This window comes from Streptomyces globisporus (assembly GCF_003501885.1).
In the GTDB taxonomy this organism is placed as follows: Bacteria; Actinomycetota; Actinomycetes; order Streptomycetales; family Streptomycetaceae; genus Streptomyces; species Streptomyces globisporus_D.
Genome location: NZ_QWFA01000001.1, coordinates 20,095 through 38,696 on the forward strand (window position 1 = coordinate 20,095; position 18,602 = coordinate 38,696).

Consider the following 18,602-nt stretch of genomic DNA (forward strand, 5'->3'; position numbering starts at 1 on the left):
GGTACGGCCACTACGTTGTGACCATGAAACGCGACGGACACCAGGATGCGGACACCGCCACGTACCGTTCCGACCTCGGGCGGGCGCTCGATGCGGCCTCGCCGTCGGCGGCCCGCCGGCTGGAGGCGCTCCGGGACGCGGCGACTGCGCGGACGGACGGTGTGTCCATCGACGTGTTCCCGGACCAGGTGGATGCGGCCAGCCGGATCTTCGGGACAGGGAAGGCGCGGACCTGCTGGAGGGCCAGATCGTCGAACTGGCCCCAGCGGTCCCAGTTCCGCTCCTCGTCCGCTTTGATGTAGCCCCTTTCCCACCGGTTGACGCGCTGGGCGTCGAAGACCAGGTGCAGTGGGAAGAGGCCCGCCGCGCACTCGGCCTCCTCGGTGCCCAGATCCAGCACCACCGTGCGGCTGAAATCGGTATGGAGCACCTTGTCGGCCGGGACGGACAGGATCGCCTCGTCACGATCGGCGGACGGTCCGACTGCCTTCTCGATGTCGAGTCAGTCCAGCGCTCGATGGGCTTGCCGCGGGAGTCCGACGTTTCCACCGGGGCGTCCAACCACGGTGCTGGGAAGAGGAGGTGAGGCGCTGCTGCCCGTACAGCAAGAGGAGTTCCGCCTTCGGATCGTCTTCGGGGCCGGCCCCGGTGAGCGTGCGGGAGCGGAAGCGAGCGGCGCCGCCGGTCTGCAGCGTCATCACCAAGCCGAGCGGGTAGTCCAGCGTCACCGTCGCGATGTTCGCCCTGATCCGGTCGTCGTCCCACTTCCTGTTCCCCTGGAAGGCGGGCAGTTGTAACGCCCCTGAGGCGACATCCGCGAGTACGTCCCTGAGCTTCAGATTGTCCAGTGCCGCCCTGTGTCTCTCTTCCCACCCTGCCGCGCGTACGGAGAGTGATTCGAGCGGTGCCCTCCGGTGACCGGCAACCTGTTCATCGAAGAGCGACGGCGCGGGCGGCGTCGGCCGGTTGACCCTGACTGCCCTCGTCGTCCAAGTCGCGCTTCTGGCTTATGTGGCCGTTCCGCTGCGAGATACGTCCGAGTTCCTGGAATATGCGGATCAGTGTGTGCTGACCGGCGGGACTGGACCCGGCGATCACCGTCGAAATGGAGAACTTCAATGAGCGCGTACGCCGCCCCTCACAGCGACGATGCACTTGCGATGAGCGAGTACGAGGGGCATGTGTGGGACACGCTCAACGAGCACTGGCAGCGCCGCAACAACCGCCGTGGTCTGCCGAACTGGGCGAGCACCGCCCTCGGCCGCACGGGAGAGGCCGCGGGAAAGGCCGCGAGACGGGTGTCGGACGCTGTGCCGGAGGCTGTCACGAAACCGATCTGCCGCGCGGGCGACGCGGTCGCCGACAAGGCCATGCGACCGGCGCTCGCAGGGGCGGCGGCGATGCTCGAACTGGTCAACGACTGGGCCATGGAGCTCAACGACCCGAAGAATGTCGAGGAGCTCGCCCGCAAGCGAGGCTTCGACATAGACACTTTCACCGAACTGCGGCAGCAGGACCTCAAGGTCTGCGACCGGCTGCTCAGCCGCAACACCCTCAAGTGGCGGACGACCGGCGCTTTCGAAGGCGGTGCCATGGGCCTGCTGGCCATGGTCCCCGTCGCCGGTATCCCCGCCGCGATGACGGCGGACATCCTCGTCGTCCAGGTCCTGAGCACATCGATCGCGGCGCGCATCGCCTACTCCTACGGCTACGACGCCAAAGACCCCAAGGAACAGGAGTTCATCCAGCGCCTGGTACAGCGGTCCTTCATGGCGCAGGCGGCCAAAGCCAAGCCCTTGCACGAGACCGCACGGGCGGCGAACGCGGTCAAGGGACGCGTCAACTGGTCGCAGAATCTCCGCCAGGACCACCGCCTCCTCGCTGCTCTTGAGAAGCTGATGCAGCAGATGGGCCCGGCCGGCTCAAGGGTGTCGGTCAAGAACGTCGCCAAGGTCGTGCCGTTCGTGGGCGTCCTGATCGGTGCCGGAATGAATGCGGCGCTCCTCGGCAGGGTGGCCGACGACGCCCAACGCTACTGCCAGACCAGATTCCTGTGCGACAAGTACGGGCTGCCGCTCCCCGCTGCACTGGCGACCCACGGAGACGACGATTTCCCGGCCGACGACACGTGACCGCCATCCAGAAGAAGATCAGCAAGTACGCGTGCTCGTCGAGGAAGCCGAAGTCCCGCCGAGCGGGAAGGCCGGCTCCAGCCCTGGGCCTGGGCACCACGGGTCCAGGATCCCGTCGAGAGCGACGCGGTCATCAGACCGCCGATCACACGGCGTCCGGAGCCTTCGTCTCCGGGGACCACGTCGGTGAGCGGTGCCGGGCAGGTGGAGAACTCGTCGGCGTCGCCGATCAGGTGCCGGCCGGCCCAGGCCTGCTTGCGTAGGGCGTCGTGCAGCTCGCTGTTGGTGTGCTCGTGCCGCGGTCCGGTGCTGAGTTCGGCGAGGACGAAGCCGATGTCGTGGACGGCAGCGAGGGGTCGGTGTCGCCGGACGGCAGAGACGTCCGGGTCCGGAGGCGTGCGGTGGGGGCTCGCCCAGCGTCGTGTCCGGCGGGCCTTGGGGTTCGATCCGGAGCTGGTCGGCCAGGTCGCCGACGTGCAGGTGGATGGCTCCATCTGGCGCCGCGCCGTGCAGGAATCTCAGGGTTGGAAATTCCCCAAGGGGGTTGAGAGGCTGATCAAGATCGGGAATTTCCCCATCAATGCCGTAGTTATTGACCCGGCCACAGGGATCATCTACCAGTGCACCGATGCGTCAATGGAAGCGATTCCGGCCCATGCTGACGTGTCCTCATGGGCCAAGACCATCAGCTCGTTCGTCGGGTACGCCGAAAACTACACGCCCGGTGACGAGGAGGATGACGAGGAGTACGCCCGCCGGAAGCGGGGAGTCGGTGCCATCCACAACGTGATCCGCCTCGTGGACCTGCTGCCGTTCGCTCATGAGTACAGCGAATGGGTTGAACTGTTCGACAGCCTCGAAGGCGGGATCTACACGTGACGGCCCTCACCCGCCCGCGATCGCCATCGGCTCGGCGGGGTGACGGCGATCACGGATACACGCGGGGGAGTGCTGCGTAGGCTTGCGGAGTCGTCGCGGTGGAGCTCGGGAGGGTGAGCGAGGTCTTCCCGGTCCCACCTGGCGAAGCGTCAGAGAAGTCAGCAAGTGGTCAGCGTGGATCCTGGGGAACCCGGGGAACGCTGTCCGGACACGTGACTCGTTGTAGGGTGAGAAAGTAGCCCTTGACCTGCAAAAACGCAGGCAGGGAGCCATAAACTCGGGAGCACTCCGATGATGCGCACCATGTTCAAGTCCAAGATCTAGCTATTTGGCGTTGCCGCAGGTCAGGGGCATCATGTGCCCCCCTCAGGTCAGCAAACGGTCAGCATGCGTCCCGGACGTGTCCCGGCTTGCTGACCTGCGACCTGCAGTGCGGCGCCTGAGCATGATTCTTGGGCCGGAACGGATGGTGCACGACACATGGCCCGACAGCTCGCCCGCGGCATGGGTACCTTCTTCAAGGACTGCGGCTGCGCCAAGCCCACCCGCTGCCCGCACTCCTACTTGATACGTTTCCGGGATGCACTGGGCAAGCAGCGCGAGGAGTCCGGTTACGGCACGCAGGACGACGCGATCGAGCGCCTTACGCAGCTCTACGCGGAGAAGAAGACCACGGCGCCGACGGTGGCGGCGGCCCGCCGTGAACTGGGTCAGCTGACGGTCGGGGAGTACGCGAGGCAGTGGCGGCCGAGGCAGCGCAGGATGACGGATTACTCCACGGGGGAGCACGTCGACAGCTCGATCAACGTGCACATCGTTCCGCGTCTGGGAGCGCGGAAGCTGAACTCGGTCACACCGATGGTGGTCGAACGGTTCCTGGACGAGATGGAGGCCGACGGGGTTGGCCGGGGAAACCAGGTGAACATATTCCGGGTCCTGAAGACGATCCTGCGGGATGCGTACGCCAAGGGGGCCATGGCGGACGACCCGGTGAAAGGAGTCCAGGAACCCGAGTACGTGCGTGAACAGGTCGCCATTCCGTCCCTCGCCTACGTGAAGAAGGCACTGACGGTCGCCGACGAGGACCTCGCACTGGAGATCGCCATGATGACGGGATGCGGCCTGCGCAATGGCGAGGCGCGGGCGGTGAACGTCCACAACGTCGTGGCCCAGGACGTGTACCGGGTGCGCGAGCAGATCCATTCCAACACTCACAAACCGGCGAAGCTGAAGCACCGCAAGACGGGGGAGTTCCGCGAGGTGCCGTTGCCCCGGTCTGCCCGTGAGGCGATAGAGCGCTACGCGGCCAAGCATGCCACCACGAAGGACGGCTACCTGCTGCGCGGCCCCAGCGGCTGGTACACGGAGCCGATGGAGCGGCGCCGCGTGAAGCGGCTCTTCGAGAACCTCCCGCCGGAGGAAGGGGTGGGGATGTACGGCTTCCGGCACTACTTCGCCTCGAACGCCCTCGGCAATGGCATCCCCATCACCGACGTCGCGGAGTGGATGGGCCACAAGTCCATCGAGGAGACGTACCGCACTTACCGGCACCTGATGCCGGGCAGCATCACCAAGGCCGCCCGGATCCTCGACGTCGGCCTCTGGGAAGCAGCCTGACGAGCGCGTAGGGGCCGCATGGTCTACAAGGGCGAGGAGATCTTCTTAAAGTCATCATCCAGGTGGCCCTGACCTGCAGGAATGTGAGCGATCAGGTACCTGGCCTGCGTTGATCCTTCTTTGGCGTTCTTTCAGGCTCGTACCCGCTTGGGTAGTCGATTCTCCCCACGCTCTCCCCAGAGCTGCTCGTGCTCCCCAAATTCTCCCCAGAGATGACCCGAGCTGCGGCCACAGGCGAGGGGGGAGCCAGTCCAACTCGGGCGCGGCCGTGTGCACGCTGGGTGGCTGCCGTAGGCAGGGCAGGAGCCTGTCTAAAGGTTCGTCGTCTGCCGGCATCGTCCGTGCTGAGGGTGATCAGCACGGTCTGGAGGACGGGGTCGGGGGTCGGGGTATCTGGCCCTTGCTTATTCCGCCCGCCGGAGCCGAAGGCAGGGTGCGCCAGTGGATGCGTTGCCCGAGTCCGAGAGGGGTGGGTAATGTATGTGCGCTTACACCGTCTTAGTCTGCTGTGATGTGAGGAGTCCCTTGCCCCCTTCCATCGCTGTGAAGACTGTCGGGAGCGGGTATGCCTGACACCGATCTTCTGCGTGCCAGCCGGGACGGTGATCAGTTCCATTACCACTGGGCGGCTCGCCAGGCGCTGAAACTACTGCTTCCCGACGCCGATCTGACCGCGATCGCTGTCGAGGGTGTGTCGCCCGACGATACCCAGGGCGAAGCTGGCGAGGACGTAGTCGACATCGCCGAGTACTACGGTGCGACCGGGCTTCACGAGGCCAACCGTGTGGTGTACCGGCAGCTGAAGCACTCGACCGTACAGGCCACGGAGGAGTGGACTGTGTCGGGTCTCTCGAAGACGGTCAAGGGGTTCGCGGAGAAGTTCAGGCAGATTCGTCAGGAGTCTCCGGGGCTCGAAGAGAAGGTGACCTTCGAGTTCCTTTCCAACCGACCGGTCCGCGAGTCCGTGCTTCGAGCGATCGAGGTCCTGGCAGCCGGTGGAGAGCCCGGTAAGTATGCGCACGAAGTCAAGTACCTCAGGCAGTACGCGGACTTCTCCGAAGATGTAGCCGGTGAAGCCGCGTTCTTCAGTCGCGTGGAGGTGGATGCCACGGCCCCGGGCCTTCTGCGGCTCGAAGGGCTGTTCCGGCTGGACTTGACCGGTCTTCTTCCCGGTGCGCCGGATGTGCAGCCCCTGCTGCTGAAGGAGATGATCACCAGACGCGCGACCTCGCTCGAGGCGAACCACGTCGTTGAACGCTCCACGGTACTTGCCGCTCTCGGAGTTCCACCTGAGCATGTGCTGCCCGCGCCCAAGCTCATCGACCAACCCGGGCATGTCATCGTGACGGACCAGACTCGCGCGATCGTCGACGACATCGTCGGACTCATCGGGCGGCCCGTCGTCGTTCACGCGGCCGGTGGCGTGGGCAAGTCGGTGCTCACGACACAGATCGAACCGAATCTGCCTTCCGGCTCGGTCACACTCGTCTACGACTGCTTCGGGAACGGTGGGTACCGGCGTTCCAGTTCACCGCGCCATCAACATCGCCAAGGGTTAGTGCAGTTGGCGAACGAGCTTGCTGCGCATGCCCTTTGCGATCCGTTGATCCCGGTCGGCACGGCTCAGCCGGCCGACTACGCGAGGGCGTTCATGGCCAGGGTCCGGGGCGCTGCGGAGGCTGTCACGGCCTCCGCTCCCGGGGCGCTCCTGGTTCTTGTCGTGGACGCGGCTGACAACGCGGCGCTCATCGCGAACGACGGTGGGGAGCGGACCTTCGTCACGGACGTGCTGCGCGAGACACTGCCGGACAACGTGCGGCTCGTGATGTTGTGCCGCAGCGAACGCATCGATCTGTTGAAACCGCCGCCCAACGTACACAGAATCGAGCTCGAGGGCTTCGGCGTGGCCGAGTCCAAGCAGCATCTTGAGTCGGTGTTCGGGCCGGTCTCTGAGGCACAGGCGGCCGAGTTCCATCGGCGTACCGGCGGCAACCCTCGGATCCAGGCCCTCGTTCTGGGTATGGCCTCGGACATCGAGTCCTGTCTGGTCTCTCTTGGGGAGGCGAGGCAGCACCCCGACGGCTCCCTCTTCGACGAACTCCTCCAGGACATGGTGGACCGATGCAAAGACGCTCACCACCTGAGCGCGGAGATCGACCGTCTGTGCGAGGCCCTGGCTGCGCTCCGGCCGAGGTTGCCCGTCAAGGTTCTGACCGAGCTGTGCGGAGTACCGGCCGCCCTCGTGCACAGCTTCGCGGCCGATCTCGGACGCCCGCTCCTCGTCGACGGTGACACGCTGCAGTTCCGTGACGAGCCGACCGAGACCTGGTTCCGGACGAAGTACCGTCCCACCGGCAGCTCCCTGATCGATTTCATCGACCGACTGACCCCGCTCGCCGCCAACGAACCGTACGTGGCTGCCAGTTTGCCCCAACTGCTCTGGGAGGCCGGCCAGGTCGACACCCTCGTCGAACTCGCGATGACCGACGGCGCCCTACCCGAGGGCGATGACCTGGAACAACGGGAGATCGCCCAGCAACGGGCCCAGTTCGCGCTCAAAGCCACACTGCGCGTGGGAAAGGAGTGGGAGGCAACCCGGCTGGCCGTCAAGGCCGGCAGCCTGGCCGCCGGCCACTCCCGCCGCCTTCAACTGCTGCGGTCCAACACCGATCTGGCGGGGCAGTTCCTGGATGCCGTCACGATCGAGGACATCGTCGCGAACCGCAGCCTCGTTGGCGACTGGCCCGGCTCCAATCTTCACTGCGAGGGCGCCCTTCTCTCGTTCGCCGCCGGCCAGACCGACTTCGCCCGCAGTCGGCTGCGCAGCGCCTCGGAATGGCTCAGGGCATGGGTGCAACAGTCGGACGACGACAATGCGAACCGGCACAGAGTCACCGCGACGGATATTGCCGAGGTCGCCTTCGGGCTTCTCAACACCGACGGTGTAGAAGCATGTGTCAGCCATCTTGCTCGGTGGAGCCCCAACTGGGTGGCCTTCGACGCCGGACTGATCATCGCCACCCGGCTTGCCGACTCGGGCCGCACCGAGGATCTGGAGGCTCTCGGCCTTGCGGCCGTGTCCTTGAAACACCTTCAGCTCGCGGTCGCTTCTGCCGCCTGGCAGGCCAACTTCGTCTGCCAGGCGCCCCTTGCGCGGCGCTTGGTGAGAATGCTGAAGCGCCAGCGCCGATCCGTCTCCGCTTGTCGGCACCCGGGATACACCGCAGAGAACAAGGAGCTTCCAGCGGTCGGTTGGATCGTCGCGATGGGCCTGCGCCACGGACTTCTCTCGGACGGGGAAGCCGAGCGGATCCTGCGGCTGAATCTCCCCGGCGACCTAGGTAGGGGAGCCGGAAGCCGCTGGGGGCGCGGCACCGACACGATCACGCTGCTGTGCGGCTTCGCGTTGCTGTCGAAGATCCGGAGACAGCCCTTCGACGCGGATGAGTTCGCCGGCGAAGACGTCCGGGAAGCGCGAAAGAAGCCGCACACGTACTCAAGTACCGCAAACGACCACAAGCAGAATGTAGTGCCCCTCGGCGCCTGGGCGAGCCTGTGGATCGACTGCCTCGTCGGAACCGTCAGCGACACGGATAGTCTCTTCCCGGAACTCGTACCCCCTACCCCGTCCCAGCGGCCCCTTGAGGAGGTGCCCCACTTCCTGCACAGAGGCATTGCCGGGCTCGGCGTCCGGATCCTAGCCTTCGGCTCGTCCGAGGGAACGCGCCAGCAAATGCTCGACTGGTACCGAAGCGCGCAGCGGCACCTTCCTGATGGGGTCCTCATCGACGCTGTCCAAGCAGCGGCTCCTGTGGATGAGTTGCAGCACATCGCCGTCGAGCTCGCTGAATCCGTGGCCGCTTCGCTCGACGCGGCTAAGGAGAGTGCCGAGTGCAAGGCGGAGCAGATGGTGAAACTAACTCGCGCCGTCCAGCGATTCGACAGAAGCGAAGCTCACGCTTACTTCACCCAGGCGATCGATCTGACCGACCGCGTGGGCGACGACGTACACGCGTTGTGGCGGGCCTTCCTCTCCGTCGCCCGCCGAGCATCCGACGGCAATCACGACGACGACCGTCGTGCCTATCGCGTCGCCCAACTCACCGAAAGCCTGGAACCCTACCTTGGGGACGCAACGAATCACTCCGAGGTACTGGCCGCCATGGGCCGCTTGAGCGCCGCGACCGCGACGACCGTCGCCTCCCGCTGGCGCGACCGCCGCTTCTGCTCCGTGGGCTCATTCATCCAGGCACTGCTCGACGCAGAGGCCGGCCCGCTCGCTCCGTCGGCCGTCACCGCCGCAGCGCTGGTGCCGTTCGACGAGCACCGCGTCGATGAACTCCAACTCGTCGAACGAGCACTGCGCGAGACTCCGCGAGACGGTGAGCGTATCGCTGGAACGTTGGGACAATTCCTACGGCCACGACGCTTCAGCAGCGCATCCTTCGAACGCCTCGACCGGACCGCCGCCGAACTGGACGTCGACATCTCCGGAACACTGCTCGCCCCTGGCACACGCCACATCGCCTTCTCCGCATCGGGCGGTTACAGCTCGGGCCGATGGACCCCGGACAATGAGCAGGACGCAGCGCGAGCGGCTCGTGCACGGCAGGCCGAGGACGCCCTGGCAGAGTGCGACTTCTCCACCGCCGAAGGCTGGGAGCAGGCCCGCCACCTCGTTCGCACGTCCGACCACCTGCTGTATATGGAGCAGGTCATAGCCCACGCAGTAAGGGTGCCCCTGCGTGAACTCGACGACATGCTGGCCGCGTTCCAGTCCCATCCCAACCTCGACGCTTTCGACTACGCGCAGATGGTCAAGAAGCTGGCTGCTCTGCCGCTGCTGCCACGAGCGGCGCGCCAGCAATTGAGGCATTTCGCGAACACGGCCGCGACCCGGTTCAGTCGGGAGCTGACCACCAAGGTCTACGACCCCATCGGCCTGTCCGAACTCGCTCGTCTGGCCGACGAGCGCGATGCGGATCTGCTCTCGACGGCTTTTCGAGAACTCGGTTCGCAGTCGGCCGTGCTTCCCCCCGAGGAGTGCTATCACCTGGCAGCCCGACTTGCCCCACGCCTTACCGGTCATCAGGCGCAGGTTGTCCTCGACGACTTCGGCACCATGCTGGCTGACCTCTGCCCCGAGGATTCGGGCGACGGTGGGTTCGCCGACCTTCCCACTGGGCCGACCGGAGTTGTGGAGTGCTTCGCAGGCTATCTGTGGGCAGTCCTGGGTGCCCCCGAGCAGGACGTCAGGTGGCGGGCCGCACACTGTGTCAGGCTCCTCGCCGAACTCAACTGCCAAGAAGAACTTGACGCCCTCCTACGATTCGCGCTCGGCACGATCGATGTGACTCCGTTCCATGATGCCCGTCTGCCTTTCTACGATCGGCACGCCCGTCAATGGCTGCTCTTCGCCCTCGCGCGGGCCGCTCAGAACCCCGCGACGCATCGGACACTTGCAGAGTTCGAGCCCTTGCTGCGGAGAGTGCTCTTCGACGACGGACCGCACGTTGTGATGCAGGAGAGCGCGAAAAGGATCTGTCTGGCCCTCGCCTCGTCCCGCCCTGAGATCCTGAGCGCAGAGGAGTTCGCCACCGTACGCGAGATCAACATCCCGACGGAAATTCTCACTGAGTCGTGGGAGGAACGGCAGGCAAGAAATCGAAGCCGTATGGAGGACGAAGCCCACGGATCCGAACCGAGCGACTTTCGCTTCTTCTGGGATTTCAAGGATGACTGGTGCAAGCCCCTCGGCGAAGCCTTTGGGGTCTCCGAGGAGACCGTCATAGGTCTCGCTGGGCGCACGATCACGGACACCTGGCGGCTCCCCTACCGCGGCACCCACGAGGATGACCCGCGCCACACCCTCAGGCTGTACAAGGACGGGAGCACCTTCGCCTACCGTAGGACCCGGCCGGACGCCGACGACCTGGACTTCTACCTCACGACTCACGCCCTGTGGACCGTGGCCGGGGAGTTGCTCAAGGTGCATCCCGTGTACCGGGAGAGCGAGGCGGACATGGACCTGTTCACCTACTGGCTTCGTGATTTCCGCGTCACTCGAGACGACGGCAGGTGGCTTGCCGACCGACGGGACCCCTCACCGCAGAGCATTTTGAGAGGAAAGAACGAATCCCCGGACGCCGACTGGGTCTGGCGGCTGAACAGCAGGCACTTCAGTGAGCGTCTCGTGGCGGGTGACGGATGGGTCACAGTCTGGGAAAGCTCCGATGACGCGGGATATGAAGCTGAGCAGAGCGTCCTGATCCGTAGTGCCCTCGTCACTCCCGAGAGGGCCAGGGCACTGGTACTTGCCCTGCAGACAGCCCCTTCGTACATGGGCTACCGCATTCCCGATGCCAATGACAGCGACTACCAGTTCGACGTCCAAGGTTTCCGGCTCACCGGTTGGATCGTCGATCCTGACGGGCGTGAGGGGATGGACAGCAAGGATCCGCTGGCCGCAGGGATCAAGTACCCGCCCTATATGCCTTCTGATGAAGTCATCGATCTGCTAGGGCTGGAAGCGGACGCAGATATGCGCGAATGGACTCGGGCTGATGATATCGCTCTTCGTAGCACCTGCTGGGACGATACTTCTACGACCGGTTCGGACCGCGTGACGGGTACTCAGGGACAGCGGCTGGAAATTCAGCGGGACGCCCTTCGGGAACTGCTAGCTCTGGCCGGAAACAGCATGATCGTCGAAGTGATGATCGACCGCACACACAAAGACCACAAGCAGAGCTACACGACGAGGTCCCACCAAAACGATGACGAATCCCTCCCCCCACGCGAACGGTCCTACAAGATTTACCTCTTCGATGACTCCGGAAGATGCGGCGAGCTTTGAGCGGACCCTCGAACTTGGCAAGGAGATCGCCGACAGTCTCTCTGAGAGTGATGTCCTGGGCCGCTGGATGGCCCACCGCATCGGTGACTTGATCGTGCAGGCGGAGAACGCCACGGGAGTAGAGGCGGACGGCGTACGCCGCGAAGCGACGACCGTCATCCTCGCGCTCTGGGACCACCGGACGGCATTCCCATCCCCGACTCCACCGCTGCGCGCGTTCGAGCCAGTGTTCAGGGCATTGGAACGACTGAGCGAGCCCCAAGGCCGCTGGAGCTTTTACCGAATGTTCCCGTCTGGGAGTGGCCCCAGTGAGGACGACATGGCCGGAGCACCACTGCTTCGGGTGGCGCTGAACCTTGAGGAGACCGTCCGTGTGGTGGTAGGTGAGATTGTCGCGCTTGCTGCCCAAGAGGCCGACGACAAGGAGGCCAAGTGGTTGAAGCTCTCGGAGCATCTCGAACCGGACGAACAACGAGCGGCGCGGGACGCCTTCCTTCGGCTGGCGCACACCCTCAAGGCGTACACCGATGGTGAAGATGGCGATCCCGCCGCACGCACAGGGCTGCCGAAGCTGATCGCTGCTCTGCAACGTGCCGAGTCACAGCTCGCAGAATCTCGGCGGGTCCTCGAAGACGCTCTGCCCGCGACGCCGTCGGAGCGTGAACCCGACGGGTCGGTGTGAGGGTAGGGGCCCTTTTGACGCGCCAAGTATCCAAAGAGGCGCCGCGAGGGCGTGAAAGCCGCTACTGCCCCAAAGACGGATCCGGTCCGAAGCCGGCGACCTGCATGGTGGCGGATCCACCGGGCGGGCTGTTGAGCACCCCGCGGACGCGCACGGGATACGGGAGTCGTGGCAGCGGACTGCTTCGTGGTAGCCGGCGTCGGGGAGGTCCATCCAGACTATGCGACTGCGTCGCTGGATGAGCGCTTGGACGCCCACCCTGCCCGTCTCGTCGTCCGGACGCCGGTTCAGATGGGTGACCAGACCGAAGATCACGATCTCGCGGCTGTAGACGCTCGTCTTGAGCTGTTCGGACACCCGCTTCACGATCGCGATGGCGTCGTGGTTGAACTCGACCTCCCGTGGTGTGCCGGGTGAAGCTGAGGCCACACGGGACCAGTTGAAGGTGACGGCCAGCGCGTCGACCGCGTCGCTGTTCACCTCGCAGCGAGATCACGGATTCCATCGGGAGGGCGTCTCGTACGAGCTCTGCCAAGCCCTGTCAACCATGTCCCGTGCCCTGGTTGTACTAGCCGTGTATCGAAAGTGGCTGGCAGCGACCTGTGGGGCATGTTCGAGAATCCTGTAGCTGCTCGCATCGCGGACCTGCGATGGTGTCCGTCATGGATTCCGCGCCGCGCACTGATCTCGCTCGTCACTATGACTCAGGGGGCTGGTTGGCTCGGTTCGCGGGCCGGATGCTTGTGGTCTGTCCGCGATGCGGGGGCCGTGCTCTCGTGATCCCCCGCCCTGGCCTTCCTGATCCCAGATACTTCAGCGAGCTTCTGTTCCAGCCGCGTCGTCTGGCTTGTGGAGGATGCGGTGCCGTCGCCGACTGGAATCCTGAGGTGCAGGGGGCTGGGCTGGTCGGCGCGGTGCTGGGTGGCAGTGAGGATCCGTTCTTCCAGCGGCCTCTGTGGCTGCAGACCAGTTGCGCCGGTCACATCTTGTGGGCCTACAACCAGGAGCATGTCGACGAGCTGTCCGCTTATGTCGGGGCGCGATTGCGGGAGCGTGGCGGAGCGCGGCCGACAATGTCAATGTTCGCTCGGCTGCCGGCGTGGATGAAGGTGTCGGACAATCGCGCGGAGGTACTGGCCGGCCTGGAGACGCTGCGGGCGCTGGCCGAGCGGATGGCACCTGCCGACCGCTCCGATGCGGCGCACGGGCGCGGTGACAGTCCCCGAGCGCGCAGGAGTATGTACTTCCGGGGCGGCCCGTACGAGTCTTGAAAAACTGGTCACAGTCACTCGTTCGGACCAGGCAGGCCCCGCGTCCGACCAAATCGAGTCCGCGCCGACAAGGCGTACGCCTCCCGCAGAAACCGCGCCTACCTGCGCCGACGCGGGATCCGATGCACCATCCCGGAGAAGATCGACCAGGCGCGCAACCGCCAGAAGCTCGGCTCCCGCGGCGGCCGGCCTCCGTACTTCGACCCGGCCGACTACCGCGAGCGCCACGCGGTCGAGTGCGGGATCAACCGCCTCAAGAGGCACCGGGCGGTCGCCACGCGATACGACAAGCTCGCAGTCCGCTACGAAGCAACCGTCCTCATCGCAACCATCCGAGGCACGCGGATCTTCTCCAGCACGGGTTCGAACTGCGGTGAGTCCCCGCGCTGCCCAGCCGTGATCACGATCGCCATGGGTTTCTGACCTTGCTCGACGGCCAGGTGCAGTTTGGTGGTGAACCCGCCGCGCGACCGTCCCAGTCCATGATCATGAGGCTCGGTGAAGATGTCGCCCGGTGGTTCTTTCTGCTGGTCGCCCTGCTTGCGGGCCCCGGCCGCGTGCTGATGGGCGCGGCAGACCGTGGAGTCGACGCTCAAGTCCCAGACGATCGCGCCTCTCGCGTCGGCAAGGGACTGGAGCCGGGTGAGGATCCGGTGCCAGGCGCCGTTCCGCTGCCATCGGCGAAACAGGTCGTAGATCCGGTTCCATGGTCCGTATTCGACGGGGATATCCCGCCACGGAACCCCGGTCCGGACCCGGAACCGTATGCCGTCGATCAGTTGGCGCCGAGACCAGACCAGCGGCCGCCCCGCCTTGACACCCTTCGGCAACAGCGGCTCCAGCACCGCCCACTGCTCGTCCGTGAGATCTCCCCGTCCCATGAACCGTGATCATTCACGGCTCAAGATCCACTTTCGATACACGGCCTAGAGGAGATGGCCGGTGCCGAGCGCGTACCCTCGTTAGCCCCTGGAAGTTCCCTGAATCCGAGGATCAGAAGGGGAGGTGTCGGTTCGGCGCCTGGGCAGCGTTTGCGTACTCAGGCAGTGCAAGAACTATGACGCCAGCGTCTTCAAGGGTCTCGACGCCATCGGCGCCGGCGACGAAGGTGTCGGGCTCGTTCCAAGCGGTGACGACGCGGCGGAGGCCCGCGTCGCGGATGAGCTGGGCGCAGGGACGAGGTCGGGACGCGCGCCTGGCGCAGGGCTCCAGGGAGCTGTAGATCGTGGCGGTGGCGAGCCGGGCGTCCTCGGCGGGGAGCTTGGCGAGGGCGCCTTCCTCGGCGTGGTCGTGGGGGCCGTTCTCACGGGAGTAGCCGCGGGCGAGTTCGGTCCCGTCGGCCGCGACGATGACCGCCCCCACGCTGAAGGCGGTCTCTGAAGGCGGGCAGAGGGCAGCCAGCTCACAGGCGAGGGCGAGCCAGTTCCGGTCTGCGCTGTTGGGCTCGCGGCCGGTGCCGGGGGCGCCGGCTGAAGGGGTGGTGCTCATCGGGGCTCCGTCGAAGTGTCCTTGGGGGCGTACCTCAGGAGTACCACGTCACCGATCTGGCGGGTCTCCAGGAGCCGGAGGCGGGCGGCCGGGCCGCCGGGGTAGCTCGCGGGGCCGAGCATCCTTACCGCATCGAACTGGCCGACCAGGAGCGGGGCGATGACGAGCTGGAGTTCGTCGGCAAGAGCGGCTTCGAGGAGCTGTGTGTGAACGGTGCCACCACCTTCGACCATGAGCCGCTTGACGGCGTACTCGTCACCGAGGATGTCGAGCGCGGTCGGCCATACGGCCTCCTCGGGAACGCTCTGAACGGTAGCCAGGTCACCGAGGTTGGCGCGAGCTTTCGCGGTGGCCTCGTGGCCCACGGCCAGGACGAGCTTGTCTCCGCCGTGGTGCCAGAACTTCCAACCGGGATCGAGGTCGCCCGTTCCTGTGATGGTGACCTTCAGCGGGTACTCCGGCTCACCGGCGGCGGCCCGGGACGCCCTGCGTTCCGCCGAGTTGACGAGGAGGCGGGGGTTGTCGGCGCGGAGTGTGCCGGCGCCGACAAGGATCGCGTCGACACTGGCTCGTACGGAGTCGACGCGCTCGAAGTCCTGCTTGTTGGAGAGCAGGAGCCGGTCCTCGCCCGGGCGGGTGTCGAGGTGGCCGTCGATCGATACAGCTGCGGACAGCAGGACGTACGGGCGGGGCACGGTATCTCCAGGCGGTGTACGCGGGTGAGTCAGGCGGGATGCAGAACGATGCGGTCGAGTGAGGCGCGGAACTCGGCGACGCCGTCCTCGCCGGTTGCGGGGGCCAGTGCCTGGTCGAGCCGGTCGAGCTGTCCGAAGATGCGGGCAGATCCGGTCTCGGCGGCGATTCCGACGGCCTGCCCACCGATTCGGGCAGCGAGGGTCACGTTGCCTGTGCCCGCATGGGCACGTGCAGCGCGAGCTAGGTAGACACCGCGGTCCCGGCGATATGCGGACGGAAGCACTGCGAGGGCGCTGTCGAAGCCTGCCGCGGCCTGCTCATACTCGCCGAGTGCGGCGAGGGAGCGTGCTCGGGCGGTGCTGATGTACGCCGCATCGAGCCAGGAACCCCAGACACCGTCGGAGCCCGCGCGCCCGAGAAGAGCAAGCGCGGTGTCGTAAGCCCTGTGGGCTTCGCTGCCTTCACCGAGTACGGCACGCGCGTGGGCCTCGTGCAGAACGGCGATGACTTCGAGGCGGCTCCCGGGCCGGGCGGTGCGTCGGGCGGCTGCGGCGAGGCCGAGAGCGTCGGCAGGATGACCGGTGTCGACAGCCAGCTGTGCCTTACGGCCGAGGATGTACGCGGTGAGATCGGTGTCGCCGGTGATGTGGGAAGCGTCCAGTGCTTTCGCGGTGTGGCCGTGGGCGGTCCGCTCGTCGCCGATGTCCTGGGCGAACCAGCCTGCCAGCTCTTCGTATCGCGTCTCCAAGGCGAGAAGCTCGATGGCGTCGGTGCCACGAGCGGATCGACGTCTTGTGGCAAGGGAGCCGAGGTGTTGTTGCAGGGCGGGCAACACGTGTCGGGGGCCGATGAGGTTGTCGGTCTGGATCATGACCCGGCGGAGTTGCGCGAAGTGCTCTAAGGGAGACCCCATGTCGGCGAGTTCGGTGGCAGTCGCCGGCGTCGCGGCCGGCATGGCTGTCGCAGCCAGGCCGGCGATCCCTGATGCGAGAACAACGCGGCGGGGCACGGGCACGAAGAGGATCCTTCCGTGGATGCGGGCGGGGACGACGACCGTGTCCGTGTCGTCTCCAAGCGAGCCTGCCCGCACGACCGCGTTCATGGCCAGGGTCTCCGGGGCGCTGGCCCCATGACCCCGTGTACTGGCCCCATGAGTCGCTGTCCCGGCTCTGGACACCGGGACTGAGCAATCCTGGGGGGCCTCGCGCTCCGCGCTGTCCCAGCCACGAACCAATGCACCGGCGGCATCGAGGATGTCGTCGAGAGTGATGGCCGCATGCTTCGGGACGGGACGTTCAGCGCGCTCGAAGCGTCCGAGATGTGAACGGTCGATCAACGCCCTGCGAGCCAGAGCCTGCTGCGACAGCTGACGGGCCTCGCGGAATTGGCGTAGCTCGTAGCCCCAGCGGTGCCATGGGCCGGCGTCCGGAGTCAGCTCGTTCGGCTGCTGCCCCACGCTTCCTCCTCCACCGTGGACTTTCGTTCACCCGCGGTCGATGTCAGCGACAGGGGCGGCTCTCCATGGGGCCTGCGGAGCCAGCGTGTGAGGCTCCATCTAGGGCCTGCCCACCGGGGTTCCGTACCGCTTTCATCGTCGGTACGAGCTGATCACACGGTATCCGAACGGCGCCTGGCAGGGACCTGATTCACGTCAGTAGCGAACGTAGTGGTCGGTCGGACCGAACGCATTGCGCAACCGTCGGATGAGCCCCGCGCGGGCTGAGCGCGATCTAGGGGAAGGCGACCATGAAGACACGTAGAAGCCTGGGCGACATGATCGCCGTCTCCAGTCCACGGATCAGCCTGATGGGATCCCGGGACCGAACGGACACCGACACTGCTCGAACCCAGGAGTGGCACCGCAAACCCGCCCCGCTGGAGCGTCCGGCGCGCAGCGGTGAGCTCGCCCGGCTCCGTCAGCAGTTCCGTCGCGAGGCGGCCGAAAGGTGCGACCGCCGCTCCGGTGATCGCCGTCTCCGGGTGCTGGCGTACAGCTTGGTGCTTAGCAGGAGTGCCAGGCCGGATGAGGATTGGAACACCCTCCAGACCGAGGCTGAGCAGCGTGGCTACGCAATGGGAGCGAGGTTTCACGACGTAGCCGTTCCCGTGACCACGAGGTGCCTCCCCGGCTCGGGGGCCGGCTGTGGCGTCTACACGCCGCCCTGGAAGCGCCCTGGCTGGGGGGAGGTCGAGCGACTGATCCGAGGCGGCTTCGCGGACGGCGTGATCGTCCTCGACCGGCACAACATCAGCTCCGATGACGACGAGTATCGCGCTGTGATCAAGGAGCTGGGTGAGCGGTACCAGGCATTCATTCACCTCGTGATCCCCGAGGAACTGTCCGGTCCGACTTGAAGGCGACCGTTGCGGTGGATGGATGCGAAGGGCTGGGGCTGGAGACAGGTCAGCGCTCAGGTTCTCCTCGTCGTCACCGTGTTCGCAGTGCTCGTCACCATCTACCAAACTGCCTGATCGGGGGCCGTTTTGACGTTCGAGGGATACACCGACCAGGCAACACATTTCCTGCCGCTCCGTGAGGTGGGACTCGACCTTTGCATCGTGCCTGCAGGTGACCCGCAGGGCGCGGCATGACCGCGATCAAAGAGACCTGCGCGTGCAGTGGTCGTCTCACCCGGATCCCTGCTTCGTTGTCGAGAGGGGGGAGAGAGACCACTCACGCTCGAGGGCGACCGCACTGCCACCACCCTGGGGCGCTTCTACGGCTACCGCGAAGCAGCCATAGCGGCCTTCATCGGGCGGTGCCACAAGTCCCCCTCTTCGGTCGTGCCCGAACCGTGTTCCCCCACGGCACCGTAGCTGGCCGAAGAGGGCCCAACTTCCCACCCGAGAGGACGAGCACCATGTGTGCGCACAACCCGCCGTGCCCCACGGCCATGGCTCCCGACAGGGAGGCCGCGCGACCCGTCGCGCACCGCCCTGAGCAGGGCTGGTCTGTTAACTGCACCTTCTTGAAGTCGTTG

At 65.9% G+C, this 18,602-nt stretch carries 9 protein-coding genes and 5 pseudogenes; 10 read left to right on the forward strand and 4 right to left on the reverse strand.

What is annotated here, in order from left to right:
* Positions 1 to 23: 23 nt before the first annotated feature.
* From D3105_RS35070 to D3105_RS35080, 7 genes and pseudogenes are all read left to right on the forward strand, one after another.
* On the forward strand, positions 24 to 302 hold the full coding sequence (locus tag D3105_RS35070) for a DUF6389 family protein (protein ID WP_240646741.1): 279 nt from the start codon (positions 24 to 26) through the stop codon (positions 300 to 302).
* Between the two features lie 816 nt (positions 303 to 1,118).
* The gene (locus D3105_RS00055; RefSeq protein ID WP_118898964.1) at positions 1,119 to 2,132 is read left to right on the forward strand and encodes an EcsC family protein; all 1,014 of its coding nucleotides are present in this window, start codon (positions 1,119 to 1,121) and stop codon (positions 2,130 to 2,132) included.
* Between the two features lie 396 nt (positions 2,133 to 2,528).
* Positions 2,529 to 3,011, forward strand: coding sequence for an SUKH-4 family immunity protein (locus tag D3105_RS00060; RefSeq protein ID WP_240646742.1), 483 nt, complete (start codon positions 2,529 to 2,531; stop codon positions 3,009 to 3,011).
* A 480-nt stretch (positions 3,012 to 3,491) separates the two neighbouring features.
* Positions 3,492 to 4,628 (forward strand): tyrosine-type recombinase/integrase, encoded by a 1,137-nt coding sequence (locus D3105_RS00065; protein ID WP_165890935.1) that lies wholly within the window; start codon positions 3,492 to 3,494, stop codon positions 4,626 to 4,628.
* Positions 4,629 to 5,193: 565 nt separating this feature from the next.
* Positions 5,194 to 11,484 (forward strand): hypothetical protein, encoded by a 6,291-nt coding sequence (locus D3105_RS00070; protein WP_118898966.1) that lies wholly within the window; start codon positions 5,194 to 5,196, stop codon positions 11,482 to 11,484.
* On the forward strand, positions 11,456 to 12,166 hold the full coding sequence (locus D3105_RS00075; protein WP_118898967.1) for a hypothetical protein: 711 nt from the start codon (positions 11,456 to 11,458) through the stop codon (positions 12,164 to 12,166). Before D3105_RS00070 ends, D3105_RS00075 begins: the two co-directional genes overlap by 29 nt.
* 1,301 nt (positions 12,167 to 13,467) lie before the next feature.
* Positions 13,468 to 13,860, forward strand: a pseudogene (locus tag D3105_RS35080) (transposase); the annotation flags it as partial.
* On the opposite strand, the pseudogene D3105_RS00095 reads toward D3105_RS35080, so the two are convergent.
* The 4 genes and pseudogenes from D3105_RS00095 to D3105_RS35935 all read right to left on the reverse strand — a co-directional run.
* Positions 13,767 to 14,318 (reverse strand): annotated as a pseudogene (locus D3105_RS00095) (IS5 family transposase); the annotation flags it as partial. The pseudogenes D3105_RS35080 and D3105_RS00095 sit on opposite strands and share 94 nt — an antisense overlap.
* A gap of 112 nt (positions 14,319 to 14,430) precedes the next feature.
* Positions 14,431 to 15,620: pseudogene (locus D3105_RS00100) on the reverse strand (dihydrofolate reductase family protein).
* Between the two features lie 29 nt (positions 15,621 to 15,649).
* The gene (locus tag D3105_RS00105; protein WP_240646744.1) at positions 15,650 to 16,723 is read right to left on the reverse strand and encodes a DNA-binding protein; all 1,074 of its coding nucleotides are present in this window, start codon (positions 16,721 to 16,723) and stop codon (positions 15,650 to 15,652) included.
* A 135-nt stretch (positions 16,724 to 16,858) separates the two neighbouring features.
* Positions 16,859 to 17,077: pseudogene (locus D3105_RS35935) on the reverse strand (helix-turn-helix domain-containing protein); the annotation flags it as partial.
* A gap of 290 nt (positions 17,078 to 17,367) precedes the next feature.
* Here D3105_RS35935 and D3105_RS00110 point away from each other — a divergent pair.
* From D3105_RS00110 to D3105_RS35085, 3 genes and pseudogenes are all read left to right on the forward strand, one after another.
* The gene (locus tag D3105_RS00110) at positions 17,368 to 17,976 is read left to right on the forward strand and encodes a hypothetical protein (protein ID WP_123947550.1); all 609 of its coding nucleotides are present in this window, start codon (positions 17,368 to 17,370) and stop codon (positions 17,974 to 17,976) included.
* 264 nt (positions 17,977 to 18,240) lie between these two features.
* Positions 18,241 to 18,438, forward strand: a complete 198-nt coding sequence (locus D3105_RS35940; protein WP_425315716.1) for a DUF6302 family protein — start codon at positions 18,241 to 18,243, stop codon at positions 18,436 to 18,438.
* Between the two features lie 44 nt (positions 18,439 to 18,482).
* Positions 18,483 to 18,584 (forward strand): annotated as a pseudogene (locus tag D3105_RS35085) (DUF5999 family protein); the annotation flags it as partial.
* Positions 18,585 to 18,602: the final 18 nt, after the last annotated feature.

Excerpts from the sequence above, each read along its gene's own strand:
- D3105_RS00105 (WP_240646744.1), bottom strand. The coding sequence starts at position 16,723 with ATGAACGCGGTCGTGCGGGCAGGCTCGCTTGGAGACGACACGGACACG.
- D3105_RS35070 (WP_240646741.1), top strand. The coding sequence starts at position 24 with ATGAAACGCGACGGACACCAGGATGCGGACACCGCCACGTACCGTTCC.
- D3105_RS00065 (WP_165890935.1), top strand. The coding sequence starts at position 3,492 with ATGGCCCGACAGCTCGCCCGCGGCATGGGTACCTTCTTCAAGGACTGC.
- D3105_RS00075 (WP_118898967.1), top strand. The coding sequence starts at position 11,456 with ATGACTCCGGAAGATGCGGCGAGCTTTGAGCGGACCCTCGAACTTGGC.
- D3105_RS00055 (WP_118898964.1), top strand. The coding sequence starts at position 1,119 with ATGAGCGCGTACGCCGCCCCTCACAGCGACGATGCACTTGCGATGAGC.
- D3105_RS00110 (WP_123947550.1), top strand. The coding sequence starts at position 17,368 with ATGAAGACACGTAGAAGCCTGGGCGACATGATCGCCGTCTCCAGTCCA.
- D3105_RS00070 (WP_118898966.1), top strand. The coding sequence starts at position 5,194 with ATGCCTGACACCGATCTTCTGCGTGCCAGCCGGGACGGTGATCAGTTC.